Source organism: Luteimonas kalidii (assembly GCF_029887935.1).
GTDB classification, from domain to species: Bacteria; Pseudomonadota; Gammaproteobacteria; order Xanthomonadales; family Xanthomonadaceae; genus Luteimonas; species Luteimonas kalidii.
The window spans coordinates 169,605-187,989 of the sequence record NZ_JARXRO010000015.1 but is presented as its reverse complement, the minus strand read 5'-3'; the positions used below and the strand labels follow the sequence as shown (position 1 = coordinate 187,989).

At 71.0% G+C, this 18,385-nt stretch carries 18 protein-coding genes; 7 read left to right on the top strand and 11 right to left on the bottom strand.

What is annotated here, in order from left to right; translation table 11 throughout:
- Window positions 1-88 precede the first annotated feature (88 nt).
- From QFW81_RS09695 to QFW81_RS09670, 6 genes are all read left to right on the top strand, one after another.
- Window positions 89-1,594: an amino acid permease gene (locus QFW81_RS09695; RefSeq protein WP_280578555.1), complete on the top strand. Its 1,506-nt coding sequence runs from the start codon at window positions 89-91 to the stop codon at window positions 1,592-1,594.
- A 61-nt stretch (window positions 1,595-1,655) separates the two neighbouring features.
- Window positions 1,656-3,191: a Na+/H+ antiporter NhaC gene (gene nhaC, locus QFW81_RS09690; RefSeq protein ID WP_280578554.1), complete on the top strand. Its 1,536-nt coding sequence runs from the start codon at window positions 1,656-1,658 to the stop codon at window positions 3,189-3,191.
- Window positions 3,192-3,248: 57 nt separating this feature from the next.
- Window positions 3,249-3,887: a methylthioribulose 1-phosphate dehydratase gene (locus tag QFW81_RS09685; protein WP_280578553.1), complete on the top strand. Its 639-nt coding sequence runs from the start codon at window positions 3,249-3,251 to the stop codon at window positions 3,885-3,887.
- Window positions 3,888-3,997: 110 nt separating this feature from the next.
- A complete protein-coding gene (locus QFW81_RS09680) occupies window positions 3,998-4,555 on the top strand; it encodes a 1,2-dihydroxy-3-keto-5-methylthiopentene dioxygenase (protein WP_280578550.1) in 558 nt (185 codons plus the stop codon).
- Window positions 4,556-4,595: 40 nt separating this feature from the next.
- Window positions 4,596-5,297, top strand: coding sequence for an acireductone synthase (mtnC, locus tag QFW81_RS09675; protein WP_280578548.1), 702 nt, complete (start codon window positions 4,596-4,598; stop codon window positions 5,295-5,297).
- Between the two features lie 56 nt (window positions 5,298-5,353).
- A complete protein-coding gene (locus QFW81_RS09670) occupies window positions 5,354-6,223 on the top strand; it encodes a C13 family peptidase (RefSeq protein WP_280578547.1) in 870 nt (289 codons plus the stop codon).
- Window positions 6,224-6,307: 84 nt separating this feature from the next.
- Here the strand turns inward: QFW81_RS09670 and QFW81_RS09665 are convergent, their stop codons facing one another.
- The gene (locus tag QFW81_RS09665; protein WP_280578546.1) at window positions 6,308-7,192 is read right to left on the bottom strand and encodes a cupin-like domain-containing protein; all 885 of its coding nucleotides are present in this window, start codon (window positions 7,190-7,192) and stop codon (window positions 6,308-6,310) included.
- Between the two features lie 111 nt (window positions 7,193-7,303).
- Window positions 7,304-8,857: a calcineurin-like phosphoesterase C-terminal domain-containing protein gene (locus QFW81_RS09660; protein WP_280578545.1), complete on the bottom strand. Its 1,554-nt coding sequence runs from the start codon at window positions 8,855-8,857 to the stop codon at window positions 7,304-7,306.
- 120 nt (window positions 8,858-8,977) lie between these two features.
- On the opposite strand from QFW81_RS09660, the gene QFW81_RS09655 reads away from it, so the two are divergent.
- Window positions 8,978-10,801 (top strand): sensor domain-containing diguanylate cyclase, encoded by a 1,824-nt coding sequence (locus QFW81_RS09655; RefSeq protein ID WP_280578544.1) that lies wholly within the window; start codon window positions 8,978-8,980, stop codon window positions 10,799-10,801.
- 50 nt (window positions 10,802-10,851) lie between these two features.
- Here QFW81_RS09655 and hisIE read toward each other — a convergent pair whose 3' ends face one another.
- Genes hisIE through QFW81_RS09610 form a run of 9 tightly spaced genes read right to left on the bottom strand, consistent with a single transcriptional unit; the run spans window position 10,852 to window position 18,356 of the window.
- Entirely contained in the window at window positions 10,852-11,469 is a 618-nt protein-coding gene (gene hisIE / locus QFW81_RS09650) for a bifunctional phosphoribosyl-AMP cyclohydrolase/phosphoribosyl-ATP diphosphatase HisIE (RefSeq protein ID WP_280578543.1), read from the bottom strand.
- Window positions 11,462-12,235, bottom strand: coding sequence for an imidazole glycerol phosphate synthase subunit HisF (hisF, locus tag QFW81_RS09645; protein ID WP_280578541.1), 774 nt, complete (start codon window positions 12,233-12,235; stop codon window positions 11,462-11,464). The genes hisIE and hisF overlap by 8 nt, the downstream gene beginning before the upstream one ends.
- Window positions 12,235-12,993, bottom strand: a complete 759-nt coding sequence (gene hisA / locus QFW81_RS09640) for a 1-(5-phosphoribosyl)-5-[(5-phosphoribosylamino)methylideneamino]imidazole-4-carboxamide isomerase (RefSeq protein WP_280578540.1) — start codon at window positions 12,991-12,993, stop codon at window positions 12,235-12,237. The genes hisF and hisA overlap by 1 nt, the downstream gene beginning before the upstream one ends.
- Window positions 12,990-13,592, bottom strand: a complete 603-nt coding sequence (hisH, locus tag QFW81_RS09635; RefSeq protein WP_280578538.1) for an imidazole glycerol phosphate synthase subunit HisH — start codon at window positions 13,590-13,592, stop codon at window positions 12,990-12,992. The genes hisA and hisH overlap by 4 nt, the downstream gene beginning before the upstream one ends.
- Window positions 13,589-14,665, bottom strand: coding sequence for a bifunctional histidinol-phosphatase/imidazoleglycerol-phosphate dehydratase HisB (gene hisB / locus QFW81_RS09630; protein ID WP_280578537.1), 1,077 nt, complete (start codon window positions 14,663-14,665; stop codon window positions 13,589-13,591). Before hisB ends, hisH begins: the two co-directional genes overlap by 4 nt.
- Window positions 14,665-15,777, bottom strand: a complete 1,113-nt coding sequence (hisC, locus tag QFW81_RS09625) for a histidinol-phosphate transaminase (RefSeq protein ID WP_280578536.1) — start codon at window positions 15,775-15,777, stop codon at window positions 14,665-14,667. The genes hisB and hisC overlap by 1 nt, the downstream gene beginning before the upstream one ends.
- Entirely contained in the window at window positions 15,774-17,108 is a 1,335-nt protein-coding gene (hisD, locus tag QFW81_RS09620; protein ID WP_280578535.1) for a histidinol dehydrogenase, read from the bottom strand. Before hisD ends, hisC begins: the two co-directional genes overlap by 4 nt.
- Window positions 17,105-18,019: an ATP phosphoribosyltransferase gene (gene hisG, locus QFW81_RS09615; protein ID WP_280578534.1), complete on the bottom strand. Its 915-nt coding sequence runs from the start codon at window positions 18,017-18,019 to the stop codon at window positions 17,105-17,107. Before hisG ends, hisD begins: the two co-directional genes overlap by 4 nt.
- Before the next feature lie 10 nt (window positions 18,020-18,029).
- Complete coding sequence (locus tag QFW81_RS09610; protein ID WP_280578532.1) at window positions 18,030-18,356, bottom strand: YerC/YecD family TrpR-related protein; 327 nt, start codon at window positions 18,354-18,356, stop codon at window positions 18,030-18,032.
- Window positions 18,357-18,385 lie beyond the last annotated feature (29 nt).

The following is an 18,385-nucleotide window of genomic DNA, read 5'->3' as shown; positions in this document are numbered from 1 at the left end:
TGTGCAGTGCATCACCGTTTGGCAAGGTAGCAACGGTAACCTTCGCCGTCGCCCGCGCGGCTGTCGTCCACTTTCCAGGGGAGCATCGATGTCGAAGAGTCTGTTCAGGGTCAAGCCGGTCGAGCCGGCACCGCACGTGGATGCGGGCGAACCGGTCGAAGGCTCCCTGGAGGGCGAGGCGACACTCAAGCGCACCCTCACCGCGCGCCACCTGATCCTGCTCGGCATCGGCGCGGTGATCGGCGCCGGCATCTTCGTGCTCACCGGCCAGGCCGCGGCCAACCACGCCGGCCCGGCGATCATGCTCAGCTTCGTGCTCGCCGGACTGGCGTGTGCGTTCGCCGGCCTGTGCTACGCCGAGTTCTCGGCGATGATGCCGGTCTCCGGCAGCGCCTACTCGTATTCCTACGCGACGCTCGGCGAATTCACCGCCTGGTTCATCGGCTGGTGCCTGGTGCTCGAATACCTGTTCGCATCCTCGACCGTGGCGGTCGGCTGGTCGGGCTATCTCGTCAGTTTCCTCACCGGCACGGTCGGGATTCCCTTCCCGGCCCAGCTTGCGACCGCGCCGATCACCTGGACCGATGGCGAATTCGTGCGCACCGCCGGCGTGATCAACCTGCCCGCGGTGCTGATCGTGGCGGCGGTCAGCGGCCTGTGCTACGTCGGCATCACCCAGTCCGCGTTCGTCAATGCGATCGTGGTGGCGATCAAGGTCGCGGTGATCGCGGCCTTCCTCGGCTTCGGCGTGATGTACGTCGATCCGGCCAACTGGACGCCGTTCATCCCCGCCAACGAGGGGCCCGGGCAGTTCGGGATGGAAGGCGTGTTCCGCGCCGCCACCATCGTGTTCTTCGCCTACATCGGCTTCGACGCGGTCTCCACCGCCGCCGGCGAGGCCAAGAATCCGCAGCGCGACATGCCGATCGGCATCCTCGGCTCGCTGGTCGTGTGCACCCTGATCTACATCGCGGTGTGCGCGGTGCTGGTGGGCATGGCCCCGTTCCGCGAACTGGACACCGCCAAGCCGGTCGCCACCGCGCTGGAACTGGCGATGCGCGCCGATCCGACCGCCAACCTGGGCTGGCTCAAGACCGCGGTCGAGATCGGTGCGATCGCGGGCCTGTCGTCGGTGATCCTGGTGATGCTGATGGCGCAGCCGCGCATCTTCTACTCGATGTCGCGCGACGGCCTGCTGCCGGCGATGTTCGGCCGCGTGCACAGGAAGTTCCATACCCCGTACGTCGGCACCATCGTGGTCGGCGTCGCCGCCTGCCTGCTGGCGGGTTTCATGCCGCTCAGCGTGCTGGGCGAGCTGGTGTCGATGGGCACCCTGATCGCGTTCGCGACCGTGTGCCTCGGCGTGCTGGTGCTGCGCTACACGCGGCCCGACCTGCAGCGCCCGTTCCGGGTGCCGCTGTTCTGGCTGGTGTGCCCGCTGGGCGTGCTGTCGTGCCTGTTCCTGTTCCTGCAGTCGTTCCGGGAGCACTGGCTGATCTTCGTGCTGTGGACCCTGGTCGGCCAGGTGATCTACTTCGCCTACGGCTACCGCAACAGCAAGCTCAACCGGACTCCGGCCTCGCCGGCAGCCTGACCCCGGGGGCCCGCGTCGAGCGGGCCCGCCGTCCCCGCCCCGCCTTCCCGCCGAGCGAACGATGCGCCCATCCGTCCCGCGAGAGCCGAGCCTGCTGCAGGCCCTGATCCCGCTGCTGCTGCTGATCGCGCTGCTGGTGCTCGGCATCGCCCTGTTCGCCGATGACGCGGTGTACGGCGCCAGCCAGATCGCACTGCTGCTCGCCGCGGGCGTGGCGGCGATCATCGGCATCCGCAACGGGCTGAGCTGGGCGGACATCCAGGAGGCGATGGCGCACGGGGTGTCGGTGTCGGTGGGCGCGATCCTGATCCTGCTCGCGGTCGGCGCACTGATCGGCAGCTGGCTGCTGAGCGGCACGGTGCCGACGCTGATCGTCTACGGCCTGGAACTGCTGAACCCCAGCTACTTCTACCCGGCGGTGTGCGTGATCTGCGCGATCACCTCGCTGGCGATCGGCAGTTCCTGGACCACCGCGGGCACGGTCGGCGTGGCCCTGATCGGCATCGCCCAGGGCATGGACATGTCGGTGGCCGCCACCGCAGGCGCGGTGGTCTCGGGCGCCTACTTCGGCGACAAGCTCTCGCCGCTGTCGGACACCACCAACCTCGCGCCGGCCGTGAGCGGGGCCGAGCTGTTCAGCCACATCCGCAACCTGCTCTGGACCACGATACCGTCGCTGGCGATCGCGCTGGCGATGTTCACGGTGCTCGGGTTCGTGTCCGGCGCGGCGGACGGCGAACTGGCCACGAAAGTGGACCTGCCGGCGATCCTGGCCGCGCGCTTCGACCTGGGCTGGTACCTGCTGCTGCCGATGCTGCTGGTGTTCGGGCTGGCCTTCGCCAGGTTCCCGGCCTACCCGACGATCCTGATCGGAGCCCTGGTGGGCGTGGTGTTCGCGGTGGTGTTCCAGCCCGATGCGGTGGTGGCACTGGCGGGCAACGCCGAACTCAGCCGGCCGATGGCGCTGCTCGCGGGTGCCTGGACCGCGCTGTTCAACGGCTACTCGATCGAGACCGGCAACGCGGTGGTCGACGAGCTGCTGGGCGGCGGCGGCATGTCGAACATGCTCAACACGGTCTGGCTGGTGATCTGCGCGATGTGCTTCGGTGCGGTCATGGAGCGCACCGGGCTGCTGGAGCGGATGATCCGCAGCGTGCTGGCGATGGCGCATTCGGCGCGTGCGCTAATCGTCTCGACCCTGGTGACCGCATTCGGCACCAACGTGATCACCGCCGACCAGTACATGTCGCTGGTCCTGCCCGGCAAGCTGTACCAGACCGAGTACGCGCGCCGGGGCCTGTCTCCGCTGAACCTGTCGCGTGCCTTGGAGGATGGCGGCACCATCACCTCGCCGCTGGTGCCGTGGAACACCTGCGCCGCGTTCATGGCCGCGACCCTGGGCGTGGCGACGCTGGATTACCTGCCGTACGCCTTCTTCAACCTGGTGAACTTCGGCCTGGCCTTCGTGCTGGCCTGGCTGGGGGTGCGGGTGCTGCCGCTCGAGACCGGCGCGGCGCCGGCGCCGGCAGATGCGCAGCCGCAGCCGGAGATCGCCCCGGCGGATGCGGGCGACGGCGCCGGCCGCTCCGCACGCTGACGCAGTTCACCGTGTCCTGGGGCGACCGCGGGCGAGCGCTGGACTAGAATCGGGCCCATGGACCTGCCCTACGACCCCGCCCGCCTGCGCGAGCGCGCCGCCGGACTCATCGCCAACGTGCGCGAGCTGTCGCAGCTCGGCTGGACCCCCGCGACCAGCAGCAACTTTTCCGCCCGGCTCGATGCGGACCACGCCGCGATCACCGTCTCGGGCCGCGACAAGGGCCGGCTGGTCGAGGACGACATCATGGTGGTCGACTTCGACGGCCATGCGGTCGGCAGTGACCACCGCCCCTCGGCCGAGACCCTGCTCCACACCCAGCTGTACCGCCGCTTCGACGAGGTCGGCTGCATCCTGCACACCCATTCGCAGCACCAGACCGTGGCCTCGCGCCTGTTCGCCGGCGCCGGCCACGTGCGGCTGGAAGGCTACGAGCTGCTCAAGGCCTTCCGCGGCAACGAGACCCACGAGACCGCCATCGACGTGCCGGTGCTGCCCAACAGCCAGCACATGCCGACCCTGGCCGCCCAGGTCGACGCCCTGCTCGACCGCGGGCCGATGTGGGGCTACCTGATCGACGGCCACGGGCTGTACGCCTGGGGCCGCGACATGGCCGAGGCGCGCCGGCACCTGGAGGCGTTCGATTTCCTGCTCGGCTGCGAGCTCGAGATCCGCCGGCTCGCGGTCGCCCGCTGATCGTGTCGCGTTGCAGCCGGGGAACGCCCGCGTTGCAGCCGCGTCACCCCCGGTTCCCGGCCCAGCTGTTAGCCTCTTTCCTCTCCCGACGCCCTGTTGAGCCGCCCGCCATGAGCCGACTGCGCATCTTCTCCGACCAGGCCCCCGACACCCCCGAGTTCACCAGCCACGACGGCGACGAGATCGCGCGCGAGCTGGCGAAGATCGGCGTGCATTTCGAGCGCTGGCAGGCCAGCCAGCCGGTGGCCGCGGGCGCCACGCCCGAGCAGGTCATGGCCGCCTACCGGGCCGACATCGACCGGATCTCGGCTGAGCGCGGGTTCACCACCGTCGACGTGATCAGCATCGCCCCCGACAACCCGAAGAAGGACGAGCTGCGCGGGAAGTTCCTCGACGAGCACTACCACAACGAGGACGAAGTGCGGTTCTTCGTCGACGGCTCGGGCCTGTTCACCCTGCACGTGGGCGGGAAGGTCTACGAGATCGAATGCGTGAAGGACGACCTGATCGCGGTGCCCGACGGCACCACGCACTGGTTCGACATGGGACCGGAGCCTCGCTTCGTGGCGATCCGCTTCTTCGAGCAGCCCGACGGCTGGATCGGCCACTTCACCGGCACCGACATCGCGCAGCGGTTCCCGCGCTACGACGTGCCCTCCGGGCGCTGAGCGCGGCGAGCGCGGTCCCCGAGCAGGCACGCACATCCCGATGGCCAGTCCGCTGATCCTCACCGACATCGAGGGCACCACCAGCAGCATCTCCTTCGTCAAGGACGTGCTGTTTCCGTATGCCCGGCGCGAACTGCCGCGCTTCGTGCGTGAACACGGCCACGAGCCGGACGTGCGCCGGTGGCTGGACCAGGTGGCGCTGGAGAGCGGCGGCCTGTGCCAGGATCCGATGATCGTGGAAACACTGCAGGGCTGGATCGACGAGGACCGCAAGCACACCGCGCTCAAGGCGCTGCAGGGCATGGTGTGGTCGGCCGGCTACGCGAATGCCGACTTCACCGCGCCGCTGTATCCGGACGTGGAACCCGCCCTGCGGCGCTGGCACGCCGACGGCCACGTGCTCGCCGTCTATTCGTCCGGCTCGGTGCCGGCGCAGAAGCTGCTGTTCTCCCACACCGGTGCCGGCGACCTGACCGGACTGTTTTCGGGCTGGTTCGACACCGCCGTCGGCGGCAAGCGCGAAGCCGCGAGCTACACGACCATCGCGCGCGAGCTGGGCGCACCCCCGCACGACATCCTGTTCCTCTCGGACGTGGTGGCCGAACTCGACGCCGCCCGCGAGGCCGGGCTGCGCACCACGCTGATCGACCGGCCCGAGGATTATCCGCAGCCGCGCACCGGCGCATCCGCCGGCGGGCATCCCCGCGCCACCGGCTTCGACGGCGTCGCCCTGGCGGCGTGAGTGCCCTGCCCGCCGCGGCGTCCCGTCCCGCCGCCCGGTGCGGCGGCGCGGCGCGCGTGGCCGCCGTCCTGCTGCTGGCCGTCCTGTGCCTGCTGCGCACGTCGCCGGCATCCGCCGACGACCTCGCGCCGGACCATGCCGATGCCGCGCGCGACCGCGCCCTGATCGACGCGCGCCTGGCACGGATGCCTGCGCAGCGCCCGGGCCAGCTCGATCTGTTCGCACTCGCGTTCGCGGGCGACGGCCACGAGGACGTGTTCCGCAACGAGGCCGCCTATTTCGAGACGCTCGCCACCGCGCGCTATGGCGCCGCCGGGCGCACGCTGGCGCTGGTCAACCATCCCGACAGCCTGGATCGCACGCCGCGTCCGCTGGCCACCCTCGGCAATCTGCAGCATGCGCTCGACGGCATCGCCGCGCGCATGGATCCGGACGAGGACCTGCTGCTGCTGTTCCTCACCAGCCATGGCGGGCGCGACCACGCGCTGACCGTGAGCCAGCCCGACCGTTTCGATACCACGCTCTCGCCGGTGCAGCTGCGCGACGCGCTCGACGCCGCCGGCATCCGCCACCGCCTGCTGATCGTCTCGGCGTGCTTCTCCGGCGGCTTCATCCCGGAACTGGCCGCGCCCGACACGCTGATCATCACTGCCGCGCGCCACGACCGCCCCTCGTTCGGCTGCGGCGACACCGCCAGTGCGACGTACTTCGGCCGCGCGCTGCTGGTGGAGGGCCTCAACCGCGATGGCGGCCTGGTCGACGCCTTCGGCTACGCCCGACGCCAGGTGGCCCGGCGCGAGGTAATGGAAGGACACGAGGCGTCGTTTCCGCAAATCAACGTGGGCGAACGGATCCGTGCCCGGCTGGACGCCTGGGAAGCAGCGCTGGTGCGCGGGCCGCTGCTGCCCTACCCGCATCCGCTGTAGGGCGGCGCCGATACCAGCACGGGCGAAGCCCGTATATCCCCGCGAGGGGCTCGCGCGTGCGGCAGCTCCTCCTCCCGCTGCCGGCTACGCGCGACGCAGCCTCCGCGCCACGCGGCTCACGGCCTCCGCGCACGGCAGCGCGTGCGACTTGGTCGCGTCCAGCCAGTGCGAGTGCCCCACGGGCGTCTGCCTGAGGCCCACGGCCTTCGACCAGCGGCGCATGCGGTGGTTGAACTGCATCGCACGGGTCCAGCGCAGGGTCTCGTCGGTCTGGAAGAAGAACGACAGCGAGATGGACACATCCTCGGCCCCGTTCTTCACGTAGTGGCCGCTGGTGTACGGGATGTGCAGCGCGTCGCCGGGGCGGAAATCGAACTTGATCGCGTGCTGGTCGAGCTCGTCGCGCCAGAGCGCGTCGATCGGCTGCCGGTCCATGTAGGCCTCGCAGACGTCGACCGGCACGATGTCCGGCCGGAAGTTCGGGAACACCGCCACTTGCTTGCTGCCGCGGATCTGCATCAGCACGTTCGAGTAGCGGTCGAAGTGGAACGGGGTGATCGCGTTGGGCGAGGCGATGAACAGCCAGATGCGCGGCTCGTGGATCGCCTGCGACTGCCCGCCCTCGCGCAGCAGCGCCGTCATCTCGCGGCACAGATCCCCGTACAGGCCACGGAATGCGGGATGCGTCTGGGGATCGCTCACCGCGATGTAGGAATTGCCGCCGCGGATCGTCTCGATGGTGTCCGCCAGGCCCATGCCGTTGCGGTGCTCGACGTGCGCGTGGTCGAAGTTGATGCGCAGGTCGGCCAGCCCCTTGGAATACCTGACCCGCTCCGGCGGCAGCTCCGGCAGGACTTCCGCCAGGCCCTCGATGGTGAGCGCGGGATGATCCAGCAGGGCGTGCCTGAACTGGAATGGCGCACGGTCCAACTGCCCGGCGGGAAGCCCGTCGGCGAAGCACTTCGTCATGTTGTCCCCTGTGGCAACCGCCGGCATGGCGGCGCTCGCGTCCGGATGCGAAATCCGGAACCAGGTCACGATATCCCGGCAGCGGCGTTCCAGCAAGTTGTGCAAAGCCGGTCAGCGGACCGCCGCGTCCTCCAGCCGGTAATGCGTCGTCGCCCGCGACTCGCGTCCCGCGTCGTCGATGCTGCGCACCTCGATGCGATGGCGGCCGGCGTCGAGCCGGGTGGGCAGCGGCCCGCGCCACAGGTGCGGCGACACGTCGGCTTCGGGCGAGCGATCGAAGCCACGCAGCGTCCGCGCCGCGTCGTCGCGCGCGTTCTCCGCGGCCAGCCGCGGATCGGCACGCTCCACCCGCTCCATCGCCTGCCACTCGCCGCCGTCGACGCGGTACTCCACCCGCGTGCCGTCATGGCCCAGGAACACGTTCGCGTACACGCCCCAGGCCGGATAGGCGCCGCGACGCAGCAGCTGTGGTGCGTGCAGCGCCATCGCATCGGTGCGGGACGGATCGTCCGGCAGTCGCGCGGTCGGATGCCAGGCCAGGCGATGGCTGCCGTCGTGGGCGACGTGCAGGGTGGCGAAGCCGCGCGGCGTGCCGTCGGCCATGGTCGAGACCGGGATGCCGTCGGCGTCGTCGATCCCGGACCAGTACGCCCCGCTCATCGCCCCGACGTTGAACTCGCGCAGCGGCGACGTGCCGTGCCAGCCGCTCTCGGACCCGTGGTCGACCTGGCGCTGGGCGTGCCGGTGCCCGCTCAGCAGCAGCACGTTCGGAAACGCCTGCAGCAGCGCGAACAGGCGCTCGCGGTCGCGGATGCGCAGGCTCGGTGGGCGGCCCTCGGCCGCAGTGTCGAACCACGGAATGTGCGCGGCCACCACCAGCAGGCGCGCGGGGTCGAGCGTCGGCAGCAGGCCGGCGAGGAATTCGAACTGGTCCTCGCGCAGGCCGCCGACGTAGGCCGGCCGACCACCGGGCTGCGCAACGACATTGTCGAGCATGACGAAACTCGCATGCGGCTCTTCCCACGCGAACGTGTCCGGGCCGAACACGCGGCGATAGGTGGCCAGCGAGGCAGCGTCGTCGCGTGCGCCGGGATCGAGGTCGTGATTCCCGGGCAGGTGCAGCCACGGCACGCCCAGGGAGGTCGTGGCGCGGTTGAGCTGGGGATACAGCGACAGGTCGTCGTTGGCGATATCGCCGAGCGTGAGCCCCAGTGCCGCGTCGCGATGGGACCTGAGCGCGCGATCCACGACCGTAGCGTAGAAGCCGGCCTCGCGCGGCGTGCCGGCCTGCGGATCGCTCGTCACCAGGACCTTCAGCGGCCCCCGTGCAGCCGCCTGCGGCTGCAGCGCGAAGTCGCATGCGTCCGCGCCGGGCGCGCGCCAGAAGCCCGGCAGGCCGTCGCCCGCAAGCGCGATCGTGAACCCCGCCGGCTTGACCACGAACACCGGCGACGTGCCGGACGGCAGTCCGCGCCAATGCCCGCCCGCATCCGTGGACACGATCTCGCGTCCGTTCGACACGAGCACATCGGCCAGGCCGGCCTCGGAGGCCTGGCGCACGCCGTCGCCGCTGGCGTCCACGAATACCTCGCCCTGGACACAGGCACCTGCGGGCGCCGACGCCAGCAGCGCCACCAGCGCCGCGAACCGGATGCGATGGCGCACGAGTCCCCCGTCGGGTCGAAGATGTCCCATTATGGCCATCATTGGCGTTACCCCTGATGGCCGAACTGGGATGACGGACGGACACACGCAGATGGAATCCGCGACGGACCGGGACGATCGATGAGGCGCACGTGGCGCTTCCTGATGGGGTGGCTGCTGCTGGCGCTGGCGTCGGCCCTTCCGGCCGCAGCAGCCGGGCCAGCGCTGGACCTGCCGGCCGGCGCCCGCGATGCCGCTCTCTCGCCCCATCTGGTCTACCGCCACGATGCGACCGGGTCCGACCGACCCGAGGACGCCTGGCGCCGCGTCGACGCCGGCGCGTTCGCGCCCCTGCCCGGCGGCAAGGACGCCTTCGGGTTCCAGAGCGGCGCATTCTGGTTCCACGCCACCATCGTCAACCGCGACCGCGGCGAACAGCGCTGGCTCCTGGTGCAGGAGTATCCGCTCAGCGACCGGCTCGAGATTTTCCTGCGCTACCCCGACGGTCGCGTGGTGCACCACGTAGGCGGCGACCACGTTCCGTTCGGCGTCCGCAGCGTGCGCTACCGCCACCCCAACGTGCTGGTGGACCTGCCGCCGGATGTCCCGGTGCAGCTTTTGGTGCGGGTGGAGAGCGAGAGCTCGATGCAGGTGCCGCTGCACCTGTACACGCCGGCCGCGTTCACCGAAGTCTCGCGCGATGCGCAGCTGGCGATCGGGCTGTACTACGGCATCCTGCTGGCGCTGTTCTTCTACAACCTGGTGCTGTGGCTGTCGCTGCGCGACGCCAGCTACTTCTGGTACCTGTGCCACATCACCGCGTTCGGACTGGTGCTGTTCACGCTCAACGGCCTGGGCTTCGAATACCTGTGGCCGGACTCGCCGTGGATGGCGGACCACATGGTGCCGATCTCGATCTGCCTGGCGCTGGTGGCCATGCTGCAGTTCGCGCGCACCTTCCTGGAGCTGCCGCAGCGGGCACCGCGGCTGAACGCGGGGACGATCGCACTGATCGGCTTCTTCCTGGTGTTCGGCGTCGCCTCGATCTGGCTTCCCTACCGGCTGTCGACGCCGATCGCCTCGCGCGCGGTGCTGGTGGGCGTGCTGTGGATCGTGCTGGTGACCATCCACGTGCTGCGCCGCGGCTACACGCCCGCGCGCCTGCTGCTGCTGGCGTGGTCGATGTTCCTGCTCGGCACCGCGATCTTCACCCTGCTCGCCTTCGGCGCCCTGCCGAAGAACTTCGCCACCGAATACGGCGTGCAGATCGGCTCGGCGCTGGAGATGCTGCTGCTCTCGATCGCGCTCGGCTACCGCTACGCGCAGCTGCGCAACGAGAACCAGCGCATCACCGACGAGGCCAACCGCCAGCTCGAGCGCAATGTCGCCGCCCGCACGCAGGAGCTGCAGCAGGCGCTGTCGCAGCTCAAGGAAACGCACGAGAAGCTTCGGGATTCGAGCCGCCGCGACGCGCTCACCGGCCTGTACAACCGCAGCTTCTTCCACGAAGGCTTCGACCGCATGCTGGACGAATGCCGCCAGGCGCGCAGGCCGCTGTCGCTGCTGATGGTCGACCTGGACCATTTCAAGTCGATCAACGACCGCCACGGCCACCTGGTCGGCGACGACTGCCTGCGCTGGGCCGCACGCCGCATCGGCCGCACCCTGCGTCCGCACGAGGCGCTGCTGGCGCGCTTCGGCGGCGAGGAGTTCGTGGTGGTGCTGCCCAACCACGACCTGCGGGCGGCGGTCGCGGTGGCGGAGGAACTGCGGCGCTCGCTGGTGGACGAAGCCTGCGAATCGCAGGGCACCTGCCTTCGGATCTCGGCGAGCATCGGCGTGCACACCATCGCGCCCGACGCGGCCGACGACATCGACGACGCGCTCGACACCGCCGACAAGGCGCTCTACGCGGCCAAGGCCAACGGGCGCGACTGCGTGCGCACCTCGATCACGGCGGCATAGACGGCGCGTCCTGCCCCGCGGCGCACGCCCGCCACGCCGTGGGTCCAGGGTCAACGGCGACGGGTCGCCAGCGTCGCCTCCAGGTCCGCCAGGCCGAGGCCCCGCGCGCGCAGCAGCACCAGCAGGTGGAACAGCAGGTCCGCCCCTTCGCCCAGCAGCGCCTGATCGTCCTCGGCGATCGAGGCGAGCGCGGTCTCCACGCCTTCCTCTCCTACCTTCTGCGCGATGCGGCGCACGCCGCCCTCGAACAGCCGCGTGGTGTAGCTGCCTTCCGGACGCTCCGTGGCGCGGCGCTCCACCAGCGCGGACAGTTCCGCCAGCAGCGATCCGGGCGCGGTCGGGAAGCAGCTTTCGCGCTGCAGGTGGCAGGTGGGCCCGCGCGGGTGCGCGAGCACCAGCAGGGTGTCGCCGTCGCAGTCCGCCTCGACCGACACCAGGTCGAGCATGTGGCCCGAGGACTCGCCCTTGGTCCACAACCGCTGCCTGCTGCGGCTGAAGAAGGTCACCTGGCGCGAGGACAGCGTGGCCTCGAGCGCGGCGCGATCCATGTAGCCGAGCATCAGCACCCGCAGCGTGCGCGCATCCTGCACGATCGCCGGCAGCAGGCCGCCGCCCTTGTCCCAGTCGATGCCGTCGGGCGCCGCCGCAGCCGTCGTCCGCTCAGTCATCGCGCACCTCCACGCCCTGCGCATGCAGGAACCGCTTGAGTTCCGGGATCCGGATCCTGCCGCTGTGGAACACACTCGCCGCGAGCGCGCCGTCCACGTCGGCCTCGCGGAACACCGACTCGAAATGTTCCGGCTCGCCTGCCCCGCCGGACGCCACCAGCGGTACTCCGCAACGCGCACGCACGGCTCGCAGCTGCTCCAGGTCGTAGCCGCGGCGCACGCCGTCGCTGTCCATGCAGTTGAGCACGATCTCGCCCGCGCCCAGGCGCTGTGCCTCGACCACCCAGTCGAGGGTGCGGATCGACGGTGCGCGCATCCGCTCGGGATCGCCGGTATGGGTGCGCACCCGCCACTCGCCATCGGCCTCGCGGATCGAATCCACGCCCACCACCACGCACTGCACGCCGAACGCCTCCGCCAGTTCGCCGATCAGTGCCGGCCGTTCGAGCGCGGGCGAGTTGATCGAGATCTTGTCGGCGCCCGCGTGCAGCACCGCGCGCGCGGTCCCGACATCGCGTATGCCGCCGGCCACGCAGAACGGGATGTCCAGCCGCGCCGAGACGCGCTCGACCCAGCCGCGGTCGACCGAGCGCTGCTGCGGGGTCGCGCTGATGTCGTAGAAGACCAGTTCGTCGGCGCCCTCGTCGCGGTATCGCAACGCGAGCTCGACGATGTCGCCCATGTCGACGTGGTCGCGGAAGCGCACGCCCTTGACCACGCGTCCGTCGCGCACGTCCAGGCACGGAATGAGGCGCCGGGCCAGCATCAGCGCACGTCCGCCGTCACGCGCGCCAGCGCCTGCGGCAGTTCGAGCCGCCCCTCGAGCAGCGAGCGGCCCAGCACCACGCCGGTGCATCCGGTGTCGCGCGCCGCGAGCACGTCGTCCAGGTCGCGCACGCCGCCCGAGGCCTGCAGTTCCAGCCCCGGCACGGCGTCCACCAGCAGCCTGTACAGTTCGAGATTCGGTCCGGTCATCATGCCGTCGCGGGTGATGTCGGTGCACAGCAGGTGGCGCAGGCCGTGGTCGGCATAGCGTCGCGCCATGTCCTGCAGGGTGCCCGCCGCGGTCTCGGTCCAGCCGTGGACCGGCAGGCGCCAGGTGCCCTCGCGATCCTGCCGGGTGTCGAGGGCGATGGTCAGGCGATCGCTGCCGAGTGCCCCGAGCCAGTCGCACACGCTGTCGGCCTCGCGCACCGCCAGCGAGCCCACCACCACGCGCGAAGCGCCCGCATCGAGGATGCGCTGCACGTCGTCGCGCGCGCGCACGCCGCCGCCGGTCTGTACCTGCAGGCCGGTGTCGCGGACGATATCGGCCACCAGTGGCAGCAGGGTGTAGCCGCCGGCGCGCGCCGCGTCCAGGTCGACCAGGTGCAGCCACTGCGCGCCCTGCGCGGCATAGTCGCGCGCGAGCGCCAGCGGATCGTCGCCGTAGCGCGTCTCCTGCGCATAGTCGCCCTGGGCCAGCCGGACCACGCGGCCGTTGCGGACGTCGATCGCCGGATACAGGGTGAAGGGTCGGGTCATGCGGGCTCCAGCGACAGGAAGTTGTGCAGCAGGCGCGCGCCCGCGGCAGCGGACCGCTCCGGGTGGAACTGGGCGCCCATCACGTGGCCACGCCTGACCACCGCGGCGAAGGCGGCCCCGTGTTCGCTGGCCGCGATGCAGTCGGGCGTCACCGGCGCGGCGAAACTGTGCACGAAGTACGCATGCGCACCCTCGGCGATGTCGGCCAGCAGCGGATCGTCGACGCGTCGCTGCAGGCGGTTCCAGCCCATGTGCGGCACGCGGATGCCCTCCCCGGCCGGCAGGCGACGCACGATGCCGGGCAGCAGGCCGAGGCACGGCGTGTCGTCCTCTTCCGAATGCTCGAACAGCAGCTGCGCGCCGACGCACACGCCCAGCAGCGGCTGGCGCAGCGCCCGCAGGGTGTCGACCAGGTCGAGTTCACGCAGCCGCCGCATCACCGTGGCCGCGGTGCTCACGCCCGGCAGGATCACGCGATCCGCGCCACGGATCTCCTCCGCGTCCGAGGCCAGCTGCGCGTCCACGCCCAGCCGCTGCAGCGCGTAGCGCACCGAGCCGATGTTCGCGCCGCCGGCGTCGACCAGCACCACCCGCATCACAGCACGCCCTTGGTGCTGGGCAGGTCCGCGCCTTCGCGGCGCACGGCCATGCGCAGGGCGCGGGCGAAGGCCTTGAAGCAGGCTTCCACCTTGTGGTGGTCGTTCTCGCCCGCGACCTTGAGGTTGAGGTTGAGCGCGGCCGCGTCGCACACCGAGCGGAAGAAGTGTTCCACCAGTTCGGTCGGCAGGTCGCCCACGCGCTCGCGCCGGAACGTGCCGTCGAATACCAGGTACGGACGGCCGCCGAGATCGAGCGCCGCGCTGGCCAGGGTTTCGTCCATCGGCAGGGTGAAACCGTAGCGCGCGATCCCGCGCTTGTCGCCCAGCGCCTCGCGCAGGGCCTGGCCCAGGGCGATGCCGGTGTCCTCGATGGTGTGGTGCTCGTCGATGTGAAGGTCGCCCTCGGCGCGCACGCGCAGCGCAATGCCGCCGTGCTTGCCGATCTGGTCGAGCATGTGGTCGAAGAACGGCAGGCCGGTCGACACCTCGGCATCGGCGCTGCGGTCGAGGTCGAGTTCGACCGTGATCCGGGTTTCCTTCGTGTCGCGCTGCACGCGCGCGCGGCGCGGCGCATCGGCCAGCTCGTGCGCGATGCCAGCCCAGTCCCAGTCGCCGCCGAACTGTTCGGTACGCAGCTGGAAGCCGCGGATCCCGAGGTTGCGCGCGAACTGCAGGTCGGTCTCGCGGTCGCCGACCATGGCCGAGCGGTCGAGGTCGATGCCCCGGTCGCGCAGGTAGTGCTGCACCAGGCCCAGCCCCGGCTTGCGCGTGGGCGCGTTGTCGGCAGGCCAGCTGCCGTCGACCAGCACCTCGCGGAACACGATGCCCTGGCTTTCGAATATCTGCAGCATCAGGTCGTTCGGCCCGTCGAAGCTCGCGCGCGGATACGCCTCGCTGCCGAGCCCGTCCTGGTTGGTCACGATCACGAACGCGAAGCCGGCGTCGCGCAGCTTCAGCATGGCCGGGATCACGCCGCGCACGAAGCGCACCTTTTCGTAGGCGTCGATCTGGAAATCGGCCGGCTCCTCGATCAGGGTGCCGTCGCGGTCGACGAACAGGATCCTCGTGCCCATCACGCCACTCCCCGCGCACGCGCCATTTCGGCCGGCCGCACACGCGTCGACAGCACATCCAGCACGCGCGCGTTCTGTTCCGGGGTGCCGATGGTGATGCGCAGAGCGTCGCCGAGGCCGTACGCGGACCGCTGGTCGCGGACCACGATGCCCGCCGCCAGCAGCGTCTCGAACGCTGCGCCGGCGTCTTCGAAGCGGACCAGCAGGAAGTTCGCCTCCGACGGATACACCCGCCGCACGCCGGGCAGTGCCTGCATCGCACCCGCGAGCCGCTCGCGTTCGCTGCGTACCGCGCCCACACGCGCACAGGTCTGCGCGCGCGCCGCAGTGCCCAGGCCGGCCAGCGCCAGCGCGGCGCAGGGTGCGGGGACCGGGTACGGCGCCTGGCAGCGGCGCAGCGCCGCGATCAACGCCGGATCGCCGATTGCCACGCCGATCCGCGCCGCGGCCAGCGCGTGCGCCTTCGACAGCGTGCGCAGCACGACCAGGTTGGGCAGTGCGTCGAGCAGCATGGTGGCCGAGGGCCCGTCGGCGAACTCGCCGTAGGCCTCGTCCACCACCACCAGCGCGCGTCCATCAAGCAGGCGCGACAGGGCGTCGATTTCGGCCAGCGGAACCGCGGCACCGCCTGGATTTGACGGCGAGCACAGGAACACCAGCTTCGCTCCGCGCGCGACAGCGACTTCGCCGATGGCGGCGATGTCGGGCACCAGCCCGGCCTGCGGATCGTCGTGCAGCGGCACCTCGACCAGCGGCGCACCCTGCAGCCTGGCGCTCACCGCGTACATGCCGAACACCGGCGGCGTGACCAGCACCGCGTCGCGGCCGGGGATACACGTGGCGCGGACCAGCAGGTCGATCGCCTCGTCGCTGCCGCGGCCGACCAGCAGCCGCTCCGGCGCCACGCTGTAGAGCGCCGCCAATGCGTCACGCAGCGCCGCGGGCTGCGGATCGGGGTAACGGCGACACGCGCCGTCGGCATCGGCCACGTTCGCCCACGCCGATTCGTTGGCGTTGAGCCAGACCTCTCCGTCCAGCGATTCGCTGCGCGCGGAGCTGTAGCCGGAAAAGTCGCGCAGGTCCTCGCGCAGCAGGTCGAGGATCCGGCTCATGCGGCCTCCCGCGATCCGGGCGCGCTACCGCGCTGCAGTCGCAGGCGTACCGCGTTGGCGTGTGCTTCGAGGCCCTCGGCCTCGGCCAGGGTCACGGCGCAGGCGCCGATGGCGGCGATGCCCGCAGGGCTGGCCGACTGCACGGTCACGAAGTTCTGGAAGCTGGCCACCGATACGCCGCTGTACGCGCGCGCGGCGCCATTGGTCGGCAGCACGTGGTTGGTGCCGCTGCAGTAATCGCCCAAAGCCTCGGGCGTGAAATCGCCGAGGAACACCGAACCGGCGGCGACCACGCGGTCCAGCCAGGCGCGCGGGTCGCGCAGCGCCAGGATCAGGTGTTCGGGCGCATAGGCATTGCTGATTTCGAATGCCCCGGCGAGCGTGTCCACCCGCACCAGCCGCGAACGCGACAGCGCCTGGCGGGCGATGTCGGCGCGCGGCAGGACGGCCAACTGGGCCTGGAGCGCGCGCTCCACCCGGTCCAGCAGGTCCGCGCTGTCGCTGAGCAGCAGCACCTGCGAATCGGGGCCGTGCTCGGCCTGCGACAGCAGGTCGGCGGCGACGAAGTCGGCATCGGCGCCATCGTCGGCGATCACCAGCACCTCGGACGGACCGGCGGGCATGTCGATCGCGGCGATGCCCGCCTGCGCAATCTGCTGCTTGGCCTCGGTGACGTAGCGGTTGCCGGGTCCGAAGAGTTTGGCGCAGCGCGGCACGCCGCCGGCGCCGAAGGCCATCGCCGCGATCGCCTGCGCGCCACCCAGGACGAACACCCGCTGCACGCCCGTCGCGCGGGCGGCGAACAGGACGGCCGGGTCCGCACTGCCGTCGCGCCGGGGCGGCGTGCACAGGATGGTTTCGCGGCAACCTGCCAGGCGTGCCGGGACGCCCAGCATCAGTGCGGTCGACGGCAGCGGCGCGCTCCCGGCCGGGACGTACAGGCCGACGCGATCGATCGCACGCACGACGCGCTCGCACACCACCCCCGGCGCGGTCTCGACCGTGTAACCCTGCACCATCCCGGCGCGGTGGAAGCGCTCGATGCGCTCGGCCGCCTCGAGAATTGCGGACTTCAGCGCGGCCGGCAGTGTCGCTTCGGCAGCGTCGAACGCGGACTCGCCGATCTCGAACGCATCCGGCGCGACGCCATCCAGACGTTCGCTGATCGCGCGCAATGCGGGGTCGCCGCCGGTGCGGACCTCCTCGATCAGTGCGGCCACGGTGTCGCGCACCTGCGCCGCGACCGCCTGCACCGGTCTCTGCAGCGCCGCCGAGCGCGCGCCGGCGTCGAGCGTGGGCCAGTCCAGCCGCTGCGCAACGGGCGCGCTCATGCCAGCATCCTCTCGACCGGCAGCACCATCAGTCCGCGCGCACCGGCGCGCTTGAGGTCCTCCAGCCGCTGCCAGGTCATCGCGCCGTGGCACAGCGCCTGCAGCGCCAGGGTGTCGGCGCCGTCCACCTGGAGCACCGTGGGCGCCTCGGCATCGGGCAGCATGTCCAGCAGGCCCGCCACCTCGTCGCGACGCGCCTGGAACAGCAGCAGGCGGCTGTCCTTCAGGCGCAGTACGCCGTCCAGCCGCCGCAGCAGCATCTGCGCCAGTTCGCCGCGGATGTCGGCGAACGGCTGCACCGGCCCGGCGAGCACCGCTTCGCTGCGCATGATCGTCGCCACCGGCTTGAGCTGGTTGGCCAGCAGCGTGCCGCCGCTCGAGACCAGGTCGCACACGACGTCCGCCTGCCCCAGGCGCGGCGCGATCTCGACCGAACCCGACAGCATGACCACACTGGCGTCCACCTGCTCCTGCGCCAGCCACCGCGCGAGTAGGCCCGGGTAGCTGGTGGCGATACGCCGGCCCTGCAGCTGCTGCGGGCCTTCCCAGTCCCAGGCCTCGGGCACGGCGATGTCGAGCCGGCAGCCGCCGAAACCGAGCGGGCGCACCTCCTTCGACACCTGCGGCCTGCCCTCGCCCTCGCGCAGGGCCGCATGCTCCTCGAGCACGTTGCGGCCGACGATGCCGTAGTCGCAGACACCATCGGCGAGCAGGCCCGGGATGTCGTCGTCGCGCACCAGCAGCAGGTCGACCGGCAGGGTCTCGCCGTAGCAGAACAGCTTGTCGCGGCTTTCGCGCCAGGACAGGCCGCACGAGGCCAGCAGCGCGCGCGCCGGATCGCTCAGGCGACCGGATTTCTGGATCGCGATGCGCAGGCGATCGCGCGCCGCGGGGACGGCCGTGGGACTCATGGGAACTTCCTCAATGGCCCGGCGCGAGCCGGGGATACTGGCGTCGGACGGCGGCCGCGTAGCCGCCGGCGCCATGTTCGAGCGTGCGCGCGACCCGACCGATCGTGGTCACGCTGACCAGGGTGCGCTCGTGGATCTCGCGGTACGGCACGCCCTGCAGCAGCATCGGCACCACCCGCCAGCGATCGGCCATGGCTTCCAGCTCGGCCGGCGTACACAGGTCGCGCAGGAACGCCGCGGCCTCGTCCACCCGCTCCAGGCCGGCGAACGCCTTGGCCAGCGCCCGGAACGAGGCGTCGGCGTCGGACTCCGGCAGGGGCTCGATGCGCTGTTTCATGGGTGCGTAATGTAATAGCGCGTTATTAC